The sequence below is a fragment of the Curtobacterium sp. PhB136 genome, assembly GCF_004346855.1.
In the GTDB taxonomy this organism is placed as follows: Bacteria; Actinomycetota; Actinomycetes; order Actinomycetales; family Microbacteriaceae; genus Curtobacterium.
The window spans coordinates 416,211-438,465 of sequence record NZ_SMGH01000007.1; the positions used below are offsets into that span (position 1 = coordinate 416,211).

Here is a 22,255-nt window from a genome sequence, read left to right on the forward strand (position 1 = left end):
GAAACGCGGGAACGGCACAGCAAAGGTGGAATGCTGACCGCATGACCGGCGAGACCTGGGTGCGCAACCGGTGGCTGCACGCCTTCTTCGCCGCGACGATGGCACTGACCGCCGTCATCACGGCCGCCGGCTGGTCCCCGTGGGACACCCGCTGGCCCGCGTACGCCACGATCGCCGTCCTGGTCGTCGCGTACATCGGGTTCGGGCACCGCGGCTACGACGAGCCCCGCGCAGCCGCAGCGTTCCTGCCGCTGCTCGTCGCCGCCGCGCTGGTCCTGCCGGCGGTGGCTCCGAGCACCGCGTTCGTCCAGTGCATCCTGTTCCCGCTGGTCTGGGTCCAGTCCGAGCGCATCCGGAGCGCGGTCCTGCTCTCCATCGCGATCGGCATCGCGAGCGGCATCGGTCTGCAGGTCTCCAGCGGCTCCGAGGCGCTCGTCGGCACCCTGCTCATCGAGGGGATCAGTGTCATCGGCGCCTGTGCGATGGGCATCTGGATCTCGAGCATCGCCGACCTGTCCGAGTCCCGGCGCGAACTCCTCGACGAACTCCGCGCGACGCAGACGTCCCTCGCCGAGGCGAACCGCACCGCCGGCGTCGCCAGCGAGCGGGAACGCCTGGCCCGCGAGATCCACGACACGGTGGCGCAGAACCTCGCCGGCATCGTGATGCTCACGGAGCGTGCGCAGAGCGACCTCGCGAGCGACCGCACCGACGCGCTCGAGGAACGCCTCACCATCCTCGAGGAATCGGCCCGCGCCGCGCTCGAGGAGTCGCGCACCCTCATCGCCGCCGGCGCCGCTGGGGTCACCCGCGACAGCCTCGGCGGCGCGCTGCACCGCCTCGGCGAGCGCCACACCCGCGAGACCGGCACGCCCGTCACCGTGGATGCGCCCGACTGCGCACTGGATCGCGACGCGCAGGTGGTGCTGCTCCGCGTTGCCCAGGAGGCTCTGGGCAACGTCCGCACGCACGCGCGCGCCGCCGCGGTGCGCGTCGCACTGCTCCCCTCGCCCGAGCAGACCGTCCTGCGGATCGAGGACGACGGGGTCGGCTTCGACGCGTCGGACCCGTCCGCGGGTCACGGGCTCCGCGGCCTCCGCGAGCGCCTCGCCCTGGCGGGCGGGTCCTGCCGGATCACGAGCGGCCCCGGACGCGGCACCGTCGTCGAGGCGACGCTGCCCACCGGAGCCGCGCCGAGCCTCCCGGCCGCCCTGCCCGTGACCGGCACCGCGGCGGAGGTGACCCGGTGATCCGCGTCGTCGTGGCGGACGACCACCCCATCGTCCGCGCGGGCATCGTCGCGCTCCTGCAGGACGCCGACGACGTCGAGGTCGTGGGCCAGGCGGCGGACGGCGAGTCCGCGGTGGCGACGGTCCTCGCCGAGCGGCCCGACGTGGTGCTCATGGACCTCCGGATGCCGGGCATCGACGGGGACGCCGCGACCGCGCGGATCCTCGGTGCCGAGCCGGGCATCCGCGTGCTGATCCTCACGACGTACGAGTCCGACGACCAGATCCTCGCCGCGATCGAGGCCGGCGCCACGGGCTACCTGCTGAAGGCCGCGCCGGAGTCCGAGATCCTCGCGGGGGTGCGGGCGACGGCGCGGGGTGAGACCGCGCTGGCTCCCTCGGCGGCCGCGGCCCTGGTGCGCCGGGCCACGGGCACGCTGCCGATCGGCCCGTCGCTGACGCCCCGGGAGCTCGACGTGCTGCGCCTCGTCGCCCAGGGCAACAGCAACCCGGCGATCGGCCGCGCCCTGTTCCTCAGCGAGACCACGGTGAAGACGCACCTCGGCCACGTGTTCGAGAAGCTCGGCGTCAACGACCGCACCCGGGCGGTCACGCGGGCGATGGAGCTCCACATCCTCTGACCCCGGGGTGATGGGCGAGCGGCGGTCAGCGGCGCGCGTCTACAGTCGTACGAATGCCCGCTCCGCACCCCCGGTCCACCCCGTCCACCGCTGCCGACGGCATGATCCGCGTCCGCGGTGCCCGCGAGAACAACCTCCGCGACGTCGACGTGGACGTGCCCCGCGACCGGATCGTGGCGTTCACCGGCATCTCCGGCTCGGGGAAGTCGTCCCTGGCGTTCGGGACGATCTTCGCGGAGGCGCAGCGTCGCTTCCTGGAGTCGGTGGCCCCGTACGCGCGGCGGCTCATCGCGCAGGGGTCGACGCCGCACGTGGAGTCCATCACCGGGCTCCCGCCGGCCGTCGCACTGCAGCAGCGCCGCGGTGCCCCGAGCTCCCGGTCGACGGTGGGGACCCTGACGACCCTGTCGAACTCGACCCGCATGCTGTACTCCCGCGCCGGCACGTACCCGGCCGGTGCCGAGCGGCTCGAGTCCGACTCCTTCTCCCCGAACACCGTCGCCGGCGCGTGCCCCCGGTGTCACGGGCTCGGCACCGCGCACGAGGTCACCGAGGCCTCCGCCGTGCACGACCCGTCGCTGAGCATCCGGGACGGCGCGATCACCGCGTGGCCCGGTGCGTGGCAGGGCAAGAACCTCCGCGACGTCACGGCGGCCCTCGGGTACGACATCGACCGCCCGTGGCGCGAGCTGTCCCGGGAGGACCGGGACTGGCTCCTGTTCACCGAGGAGCAGCCCGTCGTCGAGGTCCACCCGAAGCGGGACCGCGTCGCGAAGCCGTACAAGGGGCGGTTCTGGAGCGCGCGGCAGTTCGTGCTGCACACCCTGGCCGACTCGCAGAGCGAGACGCAGCGCACGAAGGTGCTGCAGTTCGTCGAGTCCGGGCCGTGCGGGCTCTGCGGCGGGACGGGACTGACGCGGGCGGCGCTCGCCGTGACCTTCAGCGGCAAGACGATCGCGGAGCTCAACGCGCTGCCCCTCACCGTGCTCGCCGAGGTCCTGCGCCCCGTCGCCGCGCTCACGGATGCCGGGGCAGCGACGTCCCGCGCGTCGTCAGGCGAGCACACCGAGGTGGCGGTCGCGATCTCGCGGGACCTGCTGACCCGCGTCGAGGTCCTCACCGGGCTGGGGCTCGGGTACCTCAGCCTCGACCGGGCGACGCCGACGCTCTCCCCCGGCGAGATGCAGCGACTCCGCATCGCCACGCAGCTGCGGTCGGGGCTGTTCGGCGTCGTCTACGTGCTCGACGAGCCGAGCGCCGGCCTGCACCCGGCGGACGTCGAACCGCTCGTCGAGGTGCTCGACGGACTCCGCGCCGGCGGCAACAGCGTCTTCGTCGTGGAGCACGACATGAGCATCGTGCGGCAGGCCGACTGGATCGTCGACGTCGGCCCCGGTGCCGGGGCGTCGGGCGGGACGGTGCTGTACAGCGGGCCGGTGCCCGGGCTCGCCGAGGTCGAGGCATCGGTCACCCGCCGGTACCTGCAGCCTCGACAGCCCGGCGTCGAGCGCGCCCCGCGGACGCCGACCGGCACGCTGGAGCTCCGGGACGTCACTCGGCACAACCTCCGCGGACTCGACGTCGACCTGCCGCTCGGTGTCCTCACCGCGATCACGGGCGTGTCCGGGTCGGGCAAGTCGTCGCTCGTCGGCGGTGTCCTGCCCACGCTCGCCCTGACGCACCCGGGCATCGACCGGGTCGTCGAGGTCGACCAGAAGGCGATCGGCCGGACACCGCGGTCGAACCTCGCCACGTACACGGGGCTCTTCGACGCCGTGCGTGCCGCGTTCGCCGCCACCGAGGACGCCAAGGCCCGCGGGTGGACCGCTGGCCGGTTCTCGTTCAACGTCGTCGGCGGCCGGTGCGAGGTGTGCCAGGGCGAGGGGTCGGTGTCCGTGGAGCTGCTGTTCCTGCCGGGCAGCTGGGCGCCGTGCCCGGAGTGCCACGGGTCGCGGTACACGGCGGAGACGCTCGAGGTCCGGTGGCACGACGCGACGATCGCGGACGTGCTCGGGATGACCGTCGAGGAGGCGGCGCCGTTCCTCGCGGAGCTCCCCGCTGCGGCGCGCGCGCTGGAGACCCTGCGGCAGGTGGGGCTCGGGTACCTGCGGCTCGGACAGCCCGCGCCGGAGCTCTCGGGCGGTGAGGCGCAGCGCATCAAGCTCGCGACCGAGCTGCAGCGGGCGCGGTCCGGCCACACCCTCTACCTGCTCGACGAGCCGACCACCGGGCTGCACCCCGCGGATGTCGAACTCCTCACGTCGCAACTCTCGCGCCTCGTGGACGCCGGCAACACGGTCGTCGTGGTCGAGCACGCGATGGCCGTCGTCGCCGCAGCGGACCACGTCATCGACATGGGGCCCTCCGGCGGCGACGACGGCGGGCAGGTCGTCGCTGCCGGAACCTCGGCCGAGGTCGCGGTGTCCCCGGCGAGCCGCACGGCACGCTGGCTCCGCGCCGAGCTCGGCCTCTGACCCCGGCGGCGTCCATCCCGGCGGCGTCCATCCCCGGGGACGTTCATCTCGGAGACGGACGGCGGCGACGCGTGCGAGCTGTCCCGCACCGACGGCCACGTTCGGATTCGGAGATGACCGATCCGGTTCACGAACGCCGGGGATCGTGAACCTGATCGGTCAAAGGCCGGAACGAAAACGTCCCCCGGTCGCCCGGTCGACGCTCATGGGGTGCGGGTGTAGCGTCAGGTCGTCAGCATGCTGAAGACCTTGGAGACCACCCCGTGAGCACATCCGCCGCCGCACCCGGCACCACCGCTGCCGATCCCCGTCGCTGGCTCGGCCTCGTGGTCATCAGCCTCGCCGTGGCGCTCATCATCGTCGACTCGACGATCGTGAACGTCGCGATCCCGAGCATCGTCGCCGACCTCGACATCGGCTCGACGCTCGTGCAGTGGGTGCAGGAGAGCTACACCCTGGTGTTCGCGGCGCTGCTCCTGGTGTTCGGCGCCCTCGCGGACCGTTACGGCCGACGGCGCCTGCTGACCACGGGTGTGATCGTGTTCGCGCTGGCCTCGGTGCTCGCGGCGCTCTCCCCCACCGGCGACCTGCTCGTGGCCTCCCGGGTGGTCCAGGGCATCGGCGGCGCGATGGTCCTGCCGACGACGCTCTCGATCCTCAACGCCACGTTCACCGGCCGCGAGCGCGGGATCGCCTTCGCCGTCTGGGGCTCCACGATCGGCGGCATGGTGGCGGTCGGGCCGCTCCTCGGCGGCTGGCTGACGACGGACTTCTCGTGGCGCTGGGCCTTCGGGATCAACGTGCCGATCGTGGTGCTCATCGTGATCGGCCTCGGGCTCGCCGTCCGCGAGTCCCGCGACACCGCACACGCCGGCCGCATCGACGTCGTCGGCGCGGTGCTGTCGGTGGTGGCGAGCGCTTCGCTGGTGTTCGGCCTCATCGAGGGACGCACCTACGGCTGGTGGGCCCCGTCGTCGACGCCACTGACGATCGGCGACTGGTCGTGGTCCTCCGGGATCAGCCCGATCCCGATCGCGTTCCTCATCGCGGTGCTCGCGGGATTCGGCTTCGTGCGGTGGTCCCTCCGACGGCAGCGGACGGGACGCTCGGCGCTCATCGCGCTCGACCTCTTCCGCATCGGCTCGTTCCGGAACGGCTCGATCGCGGCGCTCATCGTGTCGCTCGGCGAGTTCGGCATCATCCTGTCGCTGCCCCTCTGGCTGCAGAACGTCCTCGGCTACTCCGCGCTGCAGACCGGCTTCGTGCTGCTCGCCCTGGCGATCGGCTCGTTCGTCGCGAGCGGGTTCGCCGCGACCGTCGGGCAGCGGATCGGGGCGCTGCCGATCGTGCGGATGGGCATCGGCGCGGAGATCGTCGGCGTCGCCGCGATCGGCTTCGTGGTCTCCGCGACGACCGAGTGGTGGGCGATCGTCCCGTGCCTGTTCGTCTACGGCTTCGGCGTCGGACTCGCGACGGCGCAGCTCACCGGTGTGGTGCTGCAGGACGTCCCGGTCGAGCGGAGCGGCGAGGCCTCCGGCGCGCAGAGCACCGCGCGACAGATCGGCTCGGCGCTCGGGATCGCGGTCCTCGGCACGGTGCTCTTCACCTCGACGGGCAGCATCCTCGAGCACCGCCTGGAGGACGCCGGCTCCTCGGTCTCCGCAGCGACGAGCATCGCGGACTCGGTCGTGCAGTCCTCCGGCGGGGCGATCGCCGCCCTCACCGGCCCGACCGCGACCGCCGCCGCCGAGGCGTTCTCCGACGGCACCCGCGCAGCAGCCTGGTCCGCCGCCGGCTTCCTGGTCATCGGCCTCGCCGCGACCCTGCGCCTGCGCGCCCCACGCGCCGAGCGCGCAGCCGCCGACGACGAGCACGCACCGGCCACGACGAGCGGCGACTGACGGTCGCACCGCGACCCCACACCGGACGGGAGGCTCGGTGCCTGCCCGCACCGTGCCTCCCGTCCGTCCTCGACGCGCGCCGCTGCCATCGGCGCCCGTCCGCTCAGTCCCCGGCCGCTCCGTCGGTTCCGGGGCGGATGCGGAGCACCCGCGCCGTCGGCGCCGTGTCCCCGCTGGTGAGGTGCAGGGTCCCGTCCGCCTGGTCCCAGGACGGCACCCACGGTGCCGGTTCGAGCGGGAACAGCGGCTCGACCGACACGGCCTGCCCGGTGAACTCCGGCAGCGGCAACGTCACCGAGTCGCCCGCCCCGGGAAGTGACCACACCGACAGGTACAGGTCACCGGACGGGGCGCGGAGGCCGAGGGCGACCCACGTGTCCTCCCACGCGGGCAGCCCGAGCGGCCACACCGGGACCGCGTCCGAGACCACCGTCAGGACCTCCCGGTGTGCCGCGATCGCGGACGCCACGAGGGCGCGCTGCGCGTCGGACATCTCGTTGAGGTACCCGGACAGGTACATCCGGCCGAGCACCCCGTTGACGAGCGACAGCACGAACAGCTCGTCGGACATCGCGACTGCCGGGTACGCCCAGTTCCCGGCCTGCTCGGGGAGCATCGCCGCGGGTGCAGCGGCCGCGATCGAGGCGTACAGCACGGGGTCCTGCTGGTCCGAGGTGGACTGCATGTGCAGCCGCGAGAGCATCGCCCCGTCGGCACGCATCGCTCCCGACGCGCAGTTCTCGATGAGGAGCTCCGGGTACCGGGCCTGCACGTCGTCGAGCCAGTCCAGGAGCGCCCGCTGGTGCTCGAGCATCCCCGGGAACGGACCCGTCATCGTGTTGTCGTCCATCTTGAAGAACGTCACGCCGAGCTGCCCGACCAGCCGGTCGACGACCTCGTCGAGGTGCGCCCGCGCGGCCGGCGAGCGCAGGTCGAGCAGGTGCCGCCCGTGCTCCGCGACCCGCACCCCGTGGTGCTGCACGAAGGCGTCGGCCGGCAGCGTGGACGCCAGCGGGGAGTTGATGCCGACGACCTCGGGCTCGAGCCAGAGCCCGGCCTGCATCCCTCGTGACCGGATGTGGTCGATGACCTCGGCCAGCCCGCCCGGGAACCGGGAGGCCGCCGGCAGCCACTCGCCCACCGTGTCCCACCAGTGCCCCTCGGCGTACCAGCCGGCATCGATGCAGAACAGGTCCGCTCCCGCATCGGCCGCGGCGTCGACGAGCGGCAGCAGCTTCGCCGTGGTGGGGTCGCCCATGAGCGTGTTCATGTAGTCGTTGAAGACCAGCGGGAGCGCCAGGTCCGCCGGTCGCACGTGCCGGATCGCCCGGCGCTGCGCGGTCAGCACCCCGAAGGCCCCGTCGAGCGACGTCGCGATCCCCACGGACACGGGCACGCTCGTGAACGGACGCCCCGGCGCGACGGTCGCCGTCCACTGGTGCTCCTGGTCGGTCGGCCCGCTCAGCACGACGTACGCGTGCCGGCGGGTCTCGCCGAGCTCGTACAGCCACGGCCCGTTGTGCTCGATCTGCCAGACGAGCGAGTACTGCTCGGCCTGCAGGAGTCCGATCGGCAGCGCTTCCCCGGTCGACCACGAGCCGCGGTTCTGCACCACGGCGCGGCTGCGGGGTGGGTGGTGCTGGGCCTCGCGGTCGATGCGGGCGAGGCCGATGTCCCGCAGGGGATCCGTGCGCCACCGGTTCTCCGCAGCCCAGTCGTTGTCGGCGTGCGTCAGCGTCAGGTCGTCCACGCGCGCGCCGGAGTCCGTCAGGAACGCCCCGGTCGCGAAGGACGAGACGAAGTCGACGACGTGCTCGACGTGCTCGACGTGCTCGACGTCGCCGTCGGTCTCGCCGTCGGTCTCGCCCGTCGACACCTCGGTCCACGTCCGGAACGCCGGGACGCCGTCGCGGGCCCGGAACACCGACTCAACCCGGAGGCCCGTGGCCGCGTCCGCCTGTCGGATCCGGAACTCGACGTCGGACCCGTCGCCGTCTCCGTCCCCGGGCTCGTGGCGCGTCCCCCCGTCCGGCACCGGCCGGAGCCGCGCGCCGATCGTGGAGTCCACGTGCCGGAAGCCGCCAGGGAACCGGCCGTGCCCGATCGTGGTGAGCTCGACGAGCGGCTGCGGGTCGTCGGGCCCGTCGGCGAGCGCCGCTCCGGCGGGCACGAACGACACCAGCGCGACCGGCTGGTCCGCAGCGACCCGGAAGCGCGCCGAGAACCCGGACGTGACCCAGTCGACGAAGGGCGTGGCGCTCACCGGGCTCCGACCGGTGCCGGCGTGCTCGACACCCACGCGCCGACGGTGTGGTCGTAGCACGTGGTGTTGTCGATCTTCGAGCGGTCGAGCGCCGGCCCCGCGGTGACCCGGCGTTCCCCGCGCTCGGGGTCGGGCGCCGCCTCGGCCAGCAGCCGCGTGTAGTCGTGGTGCGGGTCGAGGATGACCGCGTCCGAGGGGCCTCGTTCGACGACCCGGCCGCGGTAGAGCACCAGGATCTCGTCGGAGAAGTGCCGCGCGGTCGTCAGGTCGTGCGTGATGTAGAGCACGGCGAGGTGGTCCTCGCGCTGCAGCCGCCCGAGCAGGTTGAGCACGCTGAGCCGGATCGACACGTCGAGCATCGACACGGGTTCGTCGGCGATGAGCACTTGCGCGCCCGGTGCCAGCGCGCGGGCGATTGCGACGCGCTGCCGCTGCCCGCCGGAGAGCTCGTGCGGCCGACGGGACGCGAAGTCCTCGTCGAGGTTCACGCGGCCGAGCAGCTCCCGGACCTTCGCCGACGTCTCCTCGGAGCCACGGGCCCGGTTGTGCAGCTGCAGCGGCCGGGCGATGTGGTGCTCGATCGAGTGGAACGGGTTGAGCGAGGCGAAGGGGTCCTGGAACACCATCTGCACGTGCCGGCGGTACATGCTGCCGAGCACCGGGGTGCCGTCCTCGAGCCGGACGTCGATCGAGCCGTGCGTGAGCGTCTCGAGCTTCGCGAGCATCCGGGCGATCGTGGACTTGCCCGAGCCGGACTCCCCGACGAGCGCGACGGTGCGTCCGGGCAGCAGCTCGAACGACACGTCGTCGACGGCGTGCAGGGTGGTGCGCTTCAGGCCCTTGCGGGTGTGGAAGTCCTTGCCGAGGTGGCTGACGGTCACGCTGGTCATGCGAGTTCCTCCTGGGCGGTGACGGCGTCCTCGAGTGCGGCGTCCTCGACGCCCGAGCGGATGAAGGACCCGCGTGCGCCGGACAGGCTCGGGAACGACTGCAGCAGCCGCCGGGTGTAGGGGTGCTTGGCGTCGTGCTGGATCACGGCTGCCGGTTCGCACTCGACGACCTCGCCGCGGAGCATCACGGCGATCCGGTCGCTGATCTCCAGGAGCAGCGGCAGGTCGTGCGTGATGAAGACCACCGCGAAGCCGAGCTCGTCGCGGAGCCGGACGATCTCGCGGAGGATCTCCCGCTGCACGACGACGTCGAGCGCCGTGGTGGGCTCGTCCATGATCATGATCTGCGGCTCGAGCAGCATCGCCATCGCGATCATCACGCGCTGCCGCATGCCGCCGGAGAGCTCGTGCGGGTACGCCGTGATGCGGGACGGGTCGACGCCGACGCGGCTGAGGGCGTCCTCGGCGATCGCGCGCCGCTCCTTGCGGGAGAGCCCCTTCCGGTGCTCGACGAGTGCGTCGTCGAGCTGCGCGCGGATGGTGGTCACGGGGTTGAGCGCGTTCATCGCGCCCTGGAACACCATCGACAGCTTCGACCAGCGCACCGCGCGGAGCTGTTCGTGCTCCAGCCCGAGCAGGTCGATGTCGGTGCCGTCGCGGTCGTGGAACGTGATGCTCCCCGAGGTCACCTTCGCCGGCGGCCGGTGCAGCCGGGTGATCGCGTACGCCAGCGTGGTCTTCCCGCAGCCGGACTCCCCCGCGAGCCCGAGGATCTCCCCGGGGGCGAGCGTCAGTGACACGTCCTTGACGGCGTGCACGGGGTGTTCGGTCTCGTAGACGACGTCGAGGTGCTCGATCGTCAGGACGGCGTTCATCGTTGCGTTCCCTTCAGGCGGCGGAGGCGACGCTCGCGCCGACGCTGCGCACGGACGTTGGCGAGCCGGGGGTTGATGACCTCGTCGATGGAGAAGTTCACCAGGGACAGGCCCATGCCGAGCAGGGCGATGAGGAGCCCCGGCGGCACGAACCACCACCAGGCGCCGTTCGCCAGCGCGAAGCCGTTCTGGGCGTAGAAGAGCATCGTGCCGAGCGTCGAGGAGTTCGACGCTCCGAGCCCGAGGAAGGACAGACCGGCCTCCCCGAGGATCGCCGCGATCACCGCGAACACGAACTGCGACGCGAGGACGGGCAGCAGGTTCGGCAGGATCTCGACCGCGATCACCCGCCAGGGCTTCTCGCCGGCGACCCGGGCAGCCGAGACGTAGTCCCGGTTGCGGATCGACATCGTCTGCGCGCGGAGCACTCGGGCGGACCCGGCCCACGACGTGATCGCGAGGACCACGGCGATCGTCCAGAGCCCGCGAGCCTCACGCGGCACCAGGCCGGAGATGACGATGACGAGCGGCAGGCCGGGGATCACGAGGAAGACGTTCGAGAAGAGCGAGAACGCCTCGTCCATGAAGCCGCCGAGGTAGGCGCCGAGGATGCCGAAGAACGCGGACAGCACCGTTGCCAGGAGCCCAACGATGAGCCCGATCTGCAGGCTCCCGCGGGTGGCGTACGCCAGCTGCGCCAGGACGTCCTGCCCGGTCTGCGTGGTGCCGAGCAGGTTCGCTGCGCTCGGTCCCTGCAGGCCGGAGTCGCGGATGGTGGTCGGGTCGCCGACGAGCAGCGGCCCGATGACCCCGAACAGCGTGACGCCGAGGACCAGCACGATGCCGGTGATCAGCCACGGGGTGGGGGTCGGGAGGAAGCGGCGGAGACCGCCCTTCGTCGCCTTGCGGGTGGCGATCGACGTGGTGCTGTCGGCCTCCTCCGCGAGTGCGCCGATGGTGGGTTCGGTCTCCTGCTGGATGTTCGTCATGGTCTGCGCGCTCCCTAGGCCCGTGCCCGCGTGCGGGGGTCGATGATCCCGTAGAGCAGGTCGACGACGAGGTTCGCGCCGAGGACCGCCAGGGTGATGAACAGGAAGATGCCCTGCATGAGCGCGTAGTCGTTGTTCGTCACCGCGGAGAGGAGCTTCGACCCGATGCCCGGGTAGGAGAACACCTGCTCGGTGACGACGGAGCCGGACACGATGAACCCGAGGGAGATCGCGAAGCCGGCCACGGAGGGCAGCACGGCGTTCCTCGCGGCGTAGTTCCTCAGGATCTTGCCGTCGGAGAGGCCCTTCGCCTGCGCGGTGGTGATGTAGTCCTCGGACAGCGTCGAGACCATCATGTTGCGCATCCCGAGCAGCCAGCCGCCGAGGGACGCGAGCACGATCGTCACCGCCGGCAGCACCCCGTACTTGATCGCCGAGGCGATGAAGTCCCAGTTGAACCCGGGGTTCAGCACGACGTCGTAGCCGCCCTGCGCCGGGAACAGGTGGAGTCCGGTGGCGAAGAAGTACACCAGGATCAGCGCGAGCCAGAAGTACGGCACCGCGGCGAGCAGGGTGGTGGCCGGGACGAACGAGTCGAGCCAGGTGCCGGGACGCCACCCGACGAAGGCGCCGAGGCCGACGCCGATGATCGCGGCGAGGATCGTCGCGATCCCGACGAGGGCGATGGTCCACGGCAGCGAGCTCGCGATGACCTCGGTGACGGGGGCCGGGAAGTAGCTGACGGACACGCCGAGGTCACCGCGGAACACGTTGGCGAGGTAGCGGCCGTACTGGACGATGAGCGGTTCCGAGGAATCGCCACCGAGGAGCAGCTCGTACGCCTGCCGGGTCGCCGGGGTCACCTGTCCGCCGCGCTGCTGGAGCTTGGCGAGCAGGATGTCCACCGGGTTCCCGGGCAGGAGCCTGGGGATGATGAAGTTCAGCGTCAGTGCCGCCCAGAGTGCGACGACGTAGAAGCCGATCTTGCGCAGGAAGTAGGTCATCGTCGAGTGCCCCTCGGTCGCGATCCCATCGTGATCAGCCCTTCGCCGGCTTCAGCGCCTTGAAGATCTCGGCGTTGTCCGGGCTCGCCCAGACGGCCGGGAAGGCGAAGAGGTCCTTCTCGGTGGGCCAGCCGGTGAACTTCGCCGAGTGGAACTCACTCGTCGTGCCGCCGGTCATCACCGGGATGTAGGGCATGTCCTCGACGATGTGCTGCTGGATGGTGTCGAACTCCGGCTGCGTCGCCGCGGTGTCGGTCGGGTTGATCGTCGCGAGCTTCGCGAGCGCCGCGTCGACGTCCGGGTTGCTGTAGCGGGCGATGTTCATCGGGGCGGCTTCGCCGACCTTCGCGGTGTTCGCCGTCGAGTAGTAGTTGTTGTAGAGGTAGTACGGGTTCGATGCCGGGCCCTGGCCGAGCGAGTCGATCGCGAGCTGGAAGTTGCCCTTGGTCTTCTTGTCGGTCCACTCGTTCCACGACGACTGCTGCGCCTTGAGCTCGATGCCGGCGGCCTTGAGCTGCTGGGTCATCGTGTCGATGGCGGTGATGTAGTCGGTCCAGCCGGTGACGACCTCGACGGTCAGGGACAGCTTCTTGCCGTCCTTGGCGTAGATGCCGTCGGCGCCCTTGGCGTAGCCGGCACCCTTCAGCGCTGCGTCGGCTGCGGCGGTGTCGGCGGAGGACGGCATCACGGCCGGGTCGACGTCCTTCGAGATAGTGGCCTTCTGCGTGCCGGTGAGGGCGAAGGTCGGCGAGATCTCGCTCGCGGTGTTCTCGAAGGCCAGCGAGTTGAGCTGCTTGCGGTTGATCGCGTCGGCGATCGCGTGCCGCACGGCCGGGTCGGTCTGCGGGCCGGTGCAGCCGAGCGCGGTGGACGAGCAGGTGAGCAGCGCCATCTGGTTCTGCGGGATGGTGATGCCGTCGTAGCCGGGGTACTTGGCGGCGATGTCGTCCATGTTCGGCACCGGGCCGGTCTGCCAGTCGATCGAGCCCTGTGCGAGCGCGTCGGCGCCGGCGGTGTTGCCGGACAGCGAGAGGTAGCGGACCGTCTTCACGGCGGGGGCGCCGCCCCAGTACTTCTTGTTGGCCTCGAGCGTGAACGCCTGCGCCTTGAAGGTACCGAGCGTGTACGGGCCGGTGCCGACGGGCTTCCGGACGACGTCCGTGGTCGGGTCGATGTCCTTCCAGAGGTGCTCGGGGACGATCCAGGTCTTGCCGAGCAGGTTCGGGCCGAGGACGAACGACGGCTTGTCGAACGAGACCACGACCTTGTCGTCGCCGTCGGCCTTCGCGGTGCCGTCGTAGCCGATCGAGTTCAGCGCCTTCTGCTTCTTGAGCATGTCGAGCGTGAAGACGACGTCCTTCGAGGTGAAGGGCTTGCCGTCGCTCCAGGTCGCGCCGTCGCGGAGCGTGATGGTCAGCTGCGTGCCGTCGCCGTTCCACTCGTAGGACTTGCCGAGGAGCGGCTTCGGGTCGTTGTTGTTCACGTTGGTGATGAAGAACAGCGACTCGTAGATCGTGCCGACGCCACCGATGTTCGACGGCGACCACGGGTTGAAGTTGATCTGGTAGTCGCCGGACTGGCCGGTGTACGCGATGAGGGTCGAGGCGGCGTCGTCGGTGGTGCTGGCGCTGCCGCTCGAGCTGCAGCCGGTGAGCGCGAGGCTCCCGGCGAGGAGCACGGCCGCGCCGATGGCGAGCCGCGAACGGGTTGTCTTGAACATCGTTGTCCTCTCGGTCTGCGTCGTCGCAGGTCCACGTTGTGAGCGTGATTGTTACACGCATAAACTAAGTCGGTCAAGAGGCGGCGACGACGCGGCCCGACGAGCACTGGAGACGCGATGGAGCGGACGACACTGGACGGCACGTGGACCCTCGAGGCGGTGCACGGCCCGGCCGAGGCACCGACCGCCCCGATCGCGGCGGTGGTCCCCGGCTGCGCACACACGGACCTGCTCCGCGCCGGCCTGATCCCCGACCCGTTCGACGGTGACAACGAGGCCGCGACGCAGTGGATCGGCGACACCGTCTGGCGGTACCGGCGCACCTTCGACTGGGCGGCACCCGACGCCGAGCGGCACGACCTGGTCGCCGAGGGCCTGGACACCCTCGCCACGATCGAGGTGAACGGCATCGTCGTCGCCACGACCGCGAACCAGCACCGCTCGTACCGCTTCCCGGTCGGGCACCTGCTCCGCCCCGGCACGAACGAGCTCGTGGTCACCTTCGACGCACCCGTACCCGCGGCCGAACGGTTGTCCGAGCTGCACGGCGGCGAGCTCCCGCACGTCAACCACCACCCGTACAACGCGCTCCGCAAGAACGCGTCGAACTTCGGGTGGGACTGGGGCATCGACGTCGCCACGAGCGGCATCTGGCGCTCGATCGGCATCGAGTCCTGGAGCGGCGCCCGGATCGCCGCCGTCCGCCCGCTCGTCGACGTCGACGGCACCACCGGTGTCCTGACGGCGCACGTCGACGTCGAGTCCGCCGGCGGCGCCGGCGTGTTCCGCCAGGCCATCGGAGCCGCACCGGTCGCGTCTGCGGACGCTGCGTCTGCAGCCGGTACCGTCACACCCGGCCTGGAGGCTCGGATCACCGTGGCCCCGCACCGCGCGTCCACAGCGTCACCCGGTGCCGACACCGAGCCTCCCGTCCGGATCACCGGCGTGCGCCGCGTCGAAGGCGGGTCCGCGACGCTCCGTCTGGAGGTGCCGGACGTGGCGGTGTGGTGGCCGCGCGGCGAGGGCGACCAGCCCCTGTACGACGTGACCGTCGAGGTCGGCGACGACGTCTGGACCGGCCGCGTCGGGTTCCGCACCGTGACGCTCGACACCGCCGCCGACGAGGGCGGGGCACCGTTCCTCCTCCGCGTGAACGACCGGCCGGTGCTCGTCCGCGGGGCGAACTGGATCCCGGACCACGCGTTCCTGACCGAGATGACGCCGGAGCGCTACCACGAGCGGATCGAGGACGCGATCGCCGCCAACATGAACCTGCTCCGGGTGTGGGGCGGCGGGATCTACGAGTCCCGCGAGTTCTACGACCGCTGCGACGAGCTCGGGGTCCTGGTCTGGCAGGACTTCCTGTTCGCCTGCGCCGCCTACGCCGAGGAGCCCTGGCTCGCCGACGAGGTCGAGCCCGAGGTCCGCGAGGCCGTCACCCGCCTCAGCCGGCACCCGTCGCTCGTGGTGTGGAACGGCAACAACGAGAACCTCGTCGCGTACGCCGAGTGGGGCTGGCGGCGCGCACTCGTCGGCCGGACCTGGGGCAACGGGTACTACCGGTCGCTGCTGCCCGCCGTCGTCGCGGAACTCGACCCGACCCGGCCGTACACGCCGGGCAGCCCGTTCTCGTTCGACGAGTACCTGACGCCGAACGACGACCGCAACGGCACGGTGCACATCTGGGACGTCTGGAACCGGCTCGACTACCGGCACTACGCCGACTGGGAGCCGCGCTTCGTCGCGGAGTTCGGGTTCCAGGGGCCGCCCGCGTGGTCGACCCTGACCGCCGTCGTGCACGACGAGCCGCTCGACCCGGACGGGCACGAGATGCTCGTGCACCAGAAGGCGGACCAGGGCAACCGGAAGCTCGCGGACGGGATGCGTGGGCACCTGCCCTCGCCCGCGTCCATCGAGGACTGGCACTGGGCGGCGCAACTGAACCAGGCGCACGCGATCCGGTTCGGGATGGAGTGGTTCCGCTCCCGGACGCCGGACAACACCGGGATGATCGTGTGGCAGCTCAACGACGACTGGCCCGTGGTGTCCTGGGCGCTCGTCGACCACGCGGGGATCCGGAAGCCCGTCTGGTACGCGGTGCGTCAGGCGTACCAGCCGGTGCTCGTCACGGTGCAGCCGGGCGCTGCCGGTGTTGGCCTGGACGTGGTCGTGGTGAACGGGTCGGGGGCCGCGGTGTCCGGCGAGGTCCACGTCGCGCGGGTCCGCTTCGACGGGACCCCGCTCGCGGCCGAGTCCTTCCCGGTGTCCGTCGACGTCGCCGATGCCGCGCGGGTGTCGCTGCCGTCGTCGCTCGCGGAAGCTGGGGATCCGGCGTCCGAGGTGCTCGTCGTCACCGGGCCGCTCGGCCGCACGGTGTTCGACTTCGCCGAGGTCGTCGACCAGGCGCTGCCCGCGTCCCCGTTCACCACCGCGGTGTCCCCGACGCCGGACGGCGCCCGGGTCACCGTGACGGCCACGGCCTACGCGCGGGACGTCGCGCTCTTCCCGGACCGGGTGGACGCGGCGGCCCGGGTGGACGACGGCCTGGTGTCACTGCTGCCCGGCGAGTCCGTGACGTTCACGGTGACGGGCGCTCCCGGCATCGACACGGCGGCGCTGCTCACTCGTGAGGTCCTCCGGCACGCCGGCTCGCTGCGCTGACGACGATCGGGCGATGTGCCCGGGTGCGGTCCTCGACCCACCCGGGCACATCGCCCGCTCGACCGCGCGTCAGTCGAGCGCGGTGAACTCGAGCACGATCGCGGTGCCCGGCGCGAGCATCGGCAGCCGGGCCCCGACGTCCTCGAACACGGCACCGGAGAGCTCCAGGTACCCGCGCCCGAGCCACGGCGGCGGCACCATGTCGAGCCCGTGCGGCACGCCGAGCCCCGCGGCCGGGGCCATCCGGTAGCGCCGCGCCCGGTCGAGCCCGCGCACACGCAGCGGCACCGCGAGGGACTGCGGCCCGGTCACGGTCCGGGCGACGCGCACGAGCGCACTCCCCCGGTCGACCGACACCACCGACGTGGTCGCGAGCCCCGGGTCCCCGAGGTCGAGGTGCCGCAGCCGCCCGGTGTGCAGCAGCCCGCGCACCCGCTTGTACAGCGTCGTCCAGGCCCGCAGCCGGTCGAGCTCCTCGGCGGTCAGCCGCGTGACGTCGGTCTCGAGTCCGGCCGAGCCGAACAGCGACACCGCCATCCGGAAGTCCAGGTCGAGGTGGCGCCCGGTGGTGTGCGAGACCTCGGGGCCGACGTGCGCGCCGATGAGCTCCAGCGGCAGCAGCGCCTCGGTCCACCGCTGGATCGCGAGGCGTTCCATCGCGTCGTTGGTGTCCGACGGCCAGACCCGGTCGGTGCGCTCGAGCACCCCGAGGTCGACCCGGCCGCCCCCGCTCGCACACGCCTCGATCTCCAGCCAGGGGTGCCGCGCGCGCAGGCTGTCCATCAGCGCGTAGACCCCGCGGGTGTGCGCGTCGACGCCCGCGCGTCCGGCGTGCACGGCGTGCACGATGTCCCGGTTCATGTCCCACTTCACGAAGTCGACGTGGTGCTCGCCGATCACGGCCGACATGCTCTCCAGGACGAACGCCCGCGCGAGCGGGTTCGCCATGTCGAGCACGTACTGGTTCCGCCACGTGCGGACGTCGTCGTCGGGGCGTTGCAGCAGCCACTCCGGGTGCGCGACGGCGAGCTCGGAGACCGGGCTCACCATCTCCGGTTCGAACCACAGCCCGAACTCCATGCCGAGGTCGCGGACCCGGTCGACCAGCGGGCGGAGACCGTCCGGCCACACCGACGGGTCCACCCGCCAGTCCCCGAGCGAGGTGTCGTCCGAGCGCCGGCCGAGGAACCAGCCGTCGTCGAGCACGAACCGTTCGACCCCGATGTCCGCGGCCGTCTCGGCGAGTGCGACGAGCGGCGCCAGCTCCTGCCGGTAGTAGACCGCCTCCCAGGTGTTGAGCACGACGGGCCGCGGGCGGCTCGGGTGCCCGGGGCGTGCGCGCAGCGAGTCGTGCAGGCGCGCGGACATCCCGTCGAGCCCCTCGTCGCTCCACACGAACACCGCGTCGGGCGCCGTGAAGTCCTCGCCGGCGCCGAGTACGACCTCGCCGGCACGCAGCAGTTCCCCCGCACCGAGGACCGGTCGGGCCTCGGCGAGCACGTCGTGGCGGTGCACGGAGTCCGCGCTCCACGCCAGGTGCACGGCCCAGACCTCACCGGAGGCGTCGTCGAACCCGGGCGTCCCGAGCACGAGCAACGTCGGCGCGTCGTGTCCCGTCCGGCCGCGGCGGCTCTCCCGGGCGTGACTGCCCTGGGGCAGCGCGCGACGCTGTGGCGTGCGCTCCCGGGTCCAGCGGCCCGCGAGGTCGAACACCTCCGAGACCCGCTCCCCGACGGGCAGCACGGCCTCGAGCGCCTGCAGGTGCACGGCCCGGACGCCGCGGTTCGTGACGGTGTGGCGCACCCGGAGCACGCCGGCGTCGTCGAGGGCGAACACGCTGCGGAGTGCGAGCTCCTCGGAGTCCGCGGTGACCACGGCCTCGCGCGGCGTCGAGGTCACCTCGACGTCGCGCCACCGCGGCACGAGCGGCAGCCCCTCGACGTGCCCGGCGATCGCGGGGCGCCCCTCCCAGCCGTCCCGTTCGGTGGGCAGCACGGTGAGCGGCCACGGCGCGTCGAACGCGCTCGGCGAGATCGGCCGACCGAGCGCGAGCAGCAGTTCGTCGGTGTCGGCGACGTCGACGGGTCCGACGTCGCGGCCCCAGTGCAGCACCTCGGGCAGGCCGTCGGCGGCGGTCACGAGGACGAGCGACACCCCTGCCGCGCGGAGCACGTGGACCCGTCGGGCCGGGAGTGCCGGCACCGCGGCCGCGGTCGTGTCCCGCTCGACGATGCTCACGAGACCGGCTCCTCGCGGAGCACGCGGACGCGGCCCGCGGGCACGACGGTCTCCGGCCCGTGGCCGGAGCCGTCGAGCAGGTCCGTCCCGGACGCGAGCACCGTGACGGGGTCCGCACGGTGGTTGACGAGGGACAGGAACGCGGAACCGTCGCGTCCGACGCGACGCACCGCCTCCAGGCCGGGAGGCCCGGTGACGGTCCGCGGGACCGCTCGCTCCTCGACGATCCGGTCCACGAGCCGTTGGATGCTGTCGTCCGCGAGGGCCGCTGCGACGTACCAGGCGCCGCCGCCGGCGGCGCGGCGCGTGACCGCTGCCCGGCCGGCCAGCGGACCGTCGGTGTACGCGAGGACGACCTCGGCGTCCTCGACGACGACCGCCTCGGCCCAGTCGGTGACGGTCTCGCCGTCGTCGAGCGACCAGCGCTCCCCGCGCTGCAGCGGGGTGAACTCCTCGGACCACGCGCCCAGGACGTCGCGGAAGGCGCCCGGGTACCCGCCGGTGCGGATGCGGGCATGCTCGTCGGCGACGCCGGACAGGTACGTGACGACGAGGGTGGCCCCGCGGTCGACCACGGCGGCGAGCCGGGCGGCAGCGGTGTCGTCGACGATCAGCAGCGTCGGGAGCACCACCACGTCGTAGCCGTCGAGGTCCGCGTCGAGTGGCACCACGTCGGTGAGGACCTGGCGGTCGAAGAACGCGCGGTGCCAGGCACGGAGTTCCCGGGCGTAGCGGAGCGCCCGGTGCGGCTTGAGGCCCGTCTGCATCGCCCAGCCGGACGCTTCGTCGACGACGATCGCCACCCGCGCCGGCTCGACCGTGCTGCCCTGCACCGGAGCGAGTGCCTGCATCGCGCGGCCGAGCGCGGTGACCTCGCGCCAGACCCGGGTGCGGGTGCCGGCCTGCGGCAGCATCGCGGAGTGGAACTGCTCGGCGCCGGCCGTCGAGGCGCGCCACTGGAAGAACAGCGCACCGTCGGACCCGCGGGCCACGTGCGCGAGCGAGTTCCGGAGGATCTCCCCCGGTTCCTTCGCCCGGTTGCGCTCCTGCCAACTCGGTCCGCCGGTCGAGTGCTCCATGAGGAGCCACGGCCGGCGCCCGGCGGTGATGCCGCGCATCCGGTCGGCCGCCGCGGCGAGGTCCTGCTCGCGTCGGGCGTCGTCGACGATCGTGTAGTGGTCGTTCGCGGGGATCGCCACGTGCTTCGCCCAGTCCGCGTAGTCGACGACCTGGGAGGCCGCGCCGACCATGAAGTTCGTCGTCACAGGGACGTCGGAGTGCACCTCGATCGCGGCCTTCTCGAGCTGGTAGTGGGCCAGGAGCGAGTCCGAGGAGAACCGTTCGGCGTCGAGGAAGAGCCCCGGGTTCGGTGCGCCGTTCCGCGGGCCGCGCGGGAGCGACACCTCGTCGAAGTCGGTGAAGGTGTGCCCCCAGAAGGCCGTGCCCCAGGCGGCGTTGACGGCGTCGATCGTGCCGTACCGCTGCCGGAGCCAGACCCGGAACGCCGCGACGGAGGCGTCGCAGGCGCAGCGGGCGTTCCCGCCGCCGAGCTCGTTGCTGACGTGCCAGAGCCGCACGGCGGGGTGCTTGCCGTACCGCTCGGCCACGGCGTCGACGATGCGGCGCGCGTGCTCCCGGAACACCGGCGAGTCCGGACACCAGCCGAGGCGACCACCTGGGTGCTGGCGGGTGCCGTCCCGGTCGACCGGCAGGACCTCGGGGTGTGCCCTCAGGAGCCAGCTCGGCGGCGCCGCGGTCGGCGTCGCGAGGTCGACGGCGATGCCGTTCGCGTGCAGCAGGTCGAGGACGTCGTCGAGCCAGCCCCACGTGTACTCGCCCGGCGACCGCTCGAGCAGCCCCCAGGAGAACACCCCGACGGTGACCAGGTTCACCCCGGCTTCGCGCATCAGTCGGACGTCCTCGTCCCAGACCTCGCGGGGCCACTGCTCGGGGCTGTAGTCGCCGCCGAACGACAGGCCATCGGTGGGCCACGAGACGGTTGGTGCTGCGTTCACGCGCACCAGCCTCCCGTCTCACGGGAGGTTTGTCAACGGGTGTAACTAAGTCCCTACACGCCCAGCAGCTGGCGGATCGCGAGTACCGCGCCGGCCCGCGCCCACTCGGAGAACTCGAACGGCTGCACCTCGACCGTGACCGGGTCCGTGTACGGCGCCATCGCACCCCGGAGCGCCTCGTCCACGCTCGACCGCGCGATGTCGTACACCGGCAGCCCGTCACCCGTGAGGACGATCGCCGCCGGGTCCGCGACGAGCACCACCGTGGACAGGACCACGCCGAGCGCACGGCCGGCGTCCTCGAACGCCCGGAGCGCCGCGGCGTCACCGGTCCGGGCCAGCTCGACGACCTCGTCGTAGGTGGCACCGACGTGGCCCGAGTTCCGCACGATCACCGGGCTCGGCAGGTAGCTCGAGGCGCACCCGGCGTGCCCGACACCGCAGTCCGGACCGCCGCCGAGCACCGGGACGTGCCCGATCCGCCCGAGGCGCCCATGCTCCCCCGTCGACACCTCGCCGTTGGCGATCAGCCCCAGCCCGACACCCTCACCCACCGTGACGAGGACCATCGAGCGGCGCCCGGCACCGGCACCGAACCAGTGCTCCTTCGCCGTGAGCGCGTGCACGTCGTTCGCCGTGAAGGCGGCCAGACCCGTGCGCTCGGTGAGCATCCGCGCGAACGGCACGTCCGTCCAGCCGAGGAACGGGGAGGACGACACCACGGCCTCTCCTCCACGGGTCAGCACGTCACCGGGCAGGGAGACCCCGATCGCGCACACCGCCGGGTGCACCCCGCGGAGTCGCTCGTGCACGGCCGTGATCTGGTCGGCGACGTCCTCTGCCGTGGTGGACGGCATCCCCTCCTCGTGGAGGGCGAGCACGCGGCCGCCGAGGTCCGTCACGGCGGCGTACAGCCGGTCCTTCGTGAGCTTGATGCCGAGGAACTCCCACGTGCCGGAACTCGCCTGCAGGAGCTCCGAGGGCCGGCCCGTGGCACCGCGGACGTCCGTGCCGATCTCGGACACCATGCCGTGTCCGACGAGCACCCGCATCGCCCGCGTCAGGCTCGCACGCGACAACCCGAGCGACCGCGCGATCTCCGCACGCGAGAGCGTCCCGTGGATCAGGATCTCGCGCAGCGCCAGGCGAGAACCTTCCGGCAGCGGTGGCCAGGTGTGGGTCATCGTTCCTCCGTCCTCGGCTGATCCTAAACGCAGAAAACCCCCGACCAGTACTGGTCGGGGGTTCCCTGTTCTTGCAACGTTGAGTCCGGCGGCGTCCTACTCTCCCACAAGGTCCCCCTTGCAGTACCATCGGCGCTGAGAGGCTTAGCTTCCGGGTTCGGAATGTGACCG

At 72.1% G+C, this 22,255-nt stretch carries 14 protein-coding genes and 1 rRNA gene; 5 read left to right on the top strand and 10 right to left on the bottom strand.

The window, feature by feature from the left end; translation table 11 throughout:
• Positions 1-41: 41 nt before the first annotated feature.
• The 4 genes from EDF27_RS13915 (at position 42) to EDF27_RS13930 (ending at position 6,245) form a co-directional block, all read left to right on the top strand.
• Positions 42-1,250, top strand: coding sequence for a histidine kinase (locus EDF27_RS13915; protein ID WP_165931506.1), 1,209 nt, complete (start codon positions 42-44; stop codon positions 1,248-1,250).
• Complete coding sequence (locus EDF27_RS13920) at positions 1,247-1,870, top strand: response regulator transcription factor (protein WP_132049426.1); 624 nt, start codon at positions 1,247-1,249, stop codon at positions 1,868-1,870. Before EDF27_RS13915 ends, EDF27_RS13920 begins: the two co-directional genes overlap by 4 nt.
• 53 nt (positions 1,871-1,923) lie before the next feature.
• On the top strand, positions 1,924-4,344 hold the full coding sequence (locus EDF27_RS13925; protein ID WP_132049428.1) for an excinuclease ABC subunit UvrA: 2,421 nt from the start codon (positions 1,924-1,926) through the stop codon (positions 4,342-4,344).
• Between the two features lie 263 nt (positions 4,345-4,607).
• Positions 4,608-6,245, top strand: a complete 1,638-nt coding sequence (locus EDF27_RS13930) for a DHA2 family efflux MFS transporter permease subunit (protein WP_132049430.1) — start codon at positions 4,608-4,610, stop codon at positions 6,243-6,245.
• A 103-nt stretch (positions 6,246-6,348) separates the two neighbouring features.
• Here EDF27_RS13930 and EDF27_RS13935 read toward each other — a convergent pair whose 3' ends face one another.
• From EDF27_RS13935 to EDF27_RS13960, 6 genes are read right to left on the bottom strand one after another with little or no spacing between them, the layout of a single operon-like run.
• Positions 6,349-8,544 (bottom strand): glycoside hydrolase family 36 protein, encoded by a 2,196-nt coding sequence (locus EDF27_RS13935; RefSeq protein WP_165931507.1) that lies wholly within the window; start codon positions 8,542-8,544, stop codon positions 6,349-6,351.
• Complete coding sequence (locus EDF27_RS13940; RefSeq protein WP_132049442.1) at positions 8,505-9,398, bottom strand: ATP-binding cassette domain-containing protein; 894 nt, start codon at positions 9,396-9,398, stop codon at positions 8,505-8,507. Before EDF27_RS13940 ends, EDF27_RS13935 begins: the two co-directional genes overlap by 40 nt.
• Positions 9,395-10,273 carry an ABC transporter ATP-binding protein gene (locus tag EDF27_RS13945; RefSeq protein WP_132049444.1) on the bottom strand — a complete coding sequence of 293 codons (879 nt, stop codon included), beginning with the start codon at positions 10,271-10,273 and terminating at the stop codon, positions 9,395-9,397. The genes EDF27_RS13940 and EDF27_RS13945 overlap by 4 nt, the downstream gene beginning before the upstream one ends.
• On the bottom strand, positions 10,270-11,262 hold the full coding sequence (locus EDF27_RS13950; protein WP_123652921.1) for an ABC transporter permease: 993 nt from the start codon (positions 11,260-11,262) through the stop codon (positions 10,270-10,272). Before EDF27_RS13950 ends, EDF27_RS13945 begins: the two co-directional genes overlap by 4 nt.
• 14 nt (positions 11,263-11,276) lie before the next feature.
• Positions 11,277-12,266: an ABC transporter permease gene (locus EDF27_RS13955; protein WP_123652920.1), complete on the bottom strand. Its 990-nt coding sequence runs from the start codon at positions 12,264-12,266 to the stop codon at positions 11,277-11,279.
• 34 nt (positions 12,267-12,300) lie between these two features.
• Positions 12,301-13,986, bottom strand: a complete 1,686-nt coding sequence (locus EDF27_RS13960) for an ABC transporter substrate-binding protein (RefSeq protein WP_132049446.1) — start codon at positions 13,984-13,986, stop codon at positions 12,301-12,303.
• Positions 13,987-14,103: 117 nt separating this feature from the next.
• Here EDF27_RS13960 and EDF27_RS13965 point away from each other — a divergent pair, with 117 nt between their 5' ends.
• A complete protein-coding gene (locus EDF27_RS13965) occupies positions 14,104-16,647 on the top strand; it encodes a glycoside hydrolase family 2 protein (protein WP_132049448.1) in 2,544 nt (847 codons plus the stop codon).
• 69 nt (positions 16,648-16,716) lie between these two features.
• On the opposite strand, the gene EDF27_RS13970 is transcribed toward EDF27_RS13965, so the two are convergent.
• The 4 genes from EDF27_RS13970 to rrf form a co-directional block, all read right to left on the bottom strand.
• Positions 16,717-18,885, bottom strand: a complete 2,169-nt coding sequence (locus EDF27_RS13970) for an alpha-galactosidase (protein WP_243698356.1) — start codon at positions 18,883-18,885, stop codon at positions 16,717-16,719.
• The gene (locus EDF27_RS13975) at positions 18,882-20,900 is read right to left on the bottom strand and encodes a beta-galactosidase (protein ID WP_243698357.1); all 2,019 of its coding nucleotides are present in this window, start codon (positions 20,898-20,900) and stop codon (positions 18,882-18,884) included. Before EDF27_RS13975 ends, EDF27_RS13970 begins: the two co-directional genes overlap by 4 nt.
• 53 nt (positions 20,901-20,953) lie before the next feature.
• Positions 20,954-22,084 carry an ROK family transcriptional regulator gene (locus EDF27_RS13980; protein WP_123652917.1) on the bottom strand — a complete coding sequence of 377 codons (1,131 nt, stop codon included), beginning with the start codon at positions 22,082-22,084 and terminating at the stop codon, positions 20,954-20,956.
• 83 nt (positions 22,085-22,167) lie between these two features.
• Positions 22,168-22,255: ribosomal RNA gene (gene rrf / locus EDF27_RS13985) — 5S ribosomal RNA — on the bottom strand; the annotation flags it as partial.

Bases quoted from the DNA above. Each gene is read 5' to 3' on its own strand.
- EDF27_RS13915 (WP_165931506.1), top strand. From the start codon at position 42: ATGACCGGCGAGACCTGGGTGCGCAACCGGTGGCTGCACGCCTTCTTC.
- EDF27_RS13925 (WP_132049428.1), top strand. From the start codon at position 1,924: ATGCCCGCTCCGCACCCCCGGTCCACCCCGTCCACCGCTGCCGACGGC.
- EDF27_RS13940 (WP_132049442.1), bottom strand. From the start codon at position 9,398: ATGACCAGCGTGACCGTCAGCCACCTCGGCAAGGACTTCCACACCCGC.
- EDF27_RS13945 (WP_132049444.1), bottom strand. From the start codon at position 10,273: ATGAACGCCGTCCTGACGATCGAGCACCTCGACGTCGTCTACGAGACC.
- EDF27_RS13950 (WP_123652921.1), bottom strand. From the start codon at position 11,262: ATGACGAACATCCAGCAGGAGACCGAACCCACCATCGGCGCACTCGCG.
- EDF27_RS13955 (WP_123652920.1), bottom strand. From the start codon at position 12,266: ATGACCTACTTCCTGCGCAAGATCGGCTTCTACGTCGTCGCACTCTGG.
- EDF27_RS13960 (WP_132049446.1), bottom strand. From the start codon at position 13,986: ATGTTCAAGACAACCCGTTCGCGGCTCGCCATCGGCGCGGCCGTGCTC.
- EDF27_RS13965 (WP_132049448.1), top strand. From the start codon at position 14,104: ATGGAGCGGACGACACTGGACGGCACGTGGACCCTCGAGGCGGTGCAC.
- EDF27_RS13980 (WP_123652917.1), bottom strand. From the start codon at position 22,084: ATGACCCACACCTGGCCACCGCTGCCGGAAGGTTCTCGCCTGGCGCTG.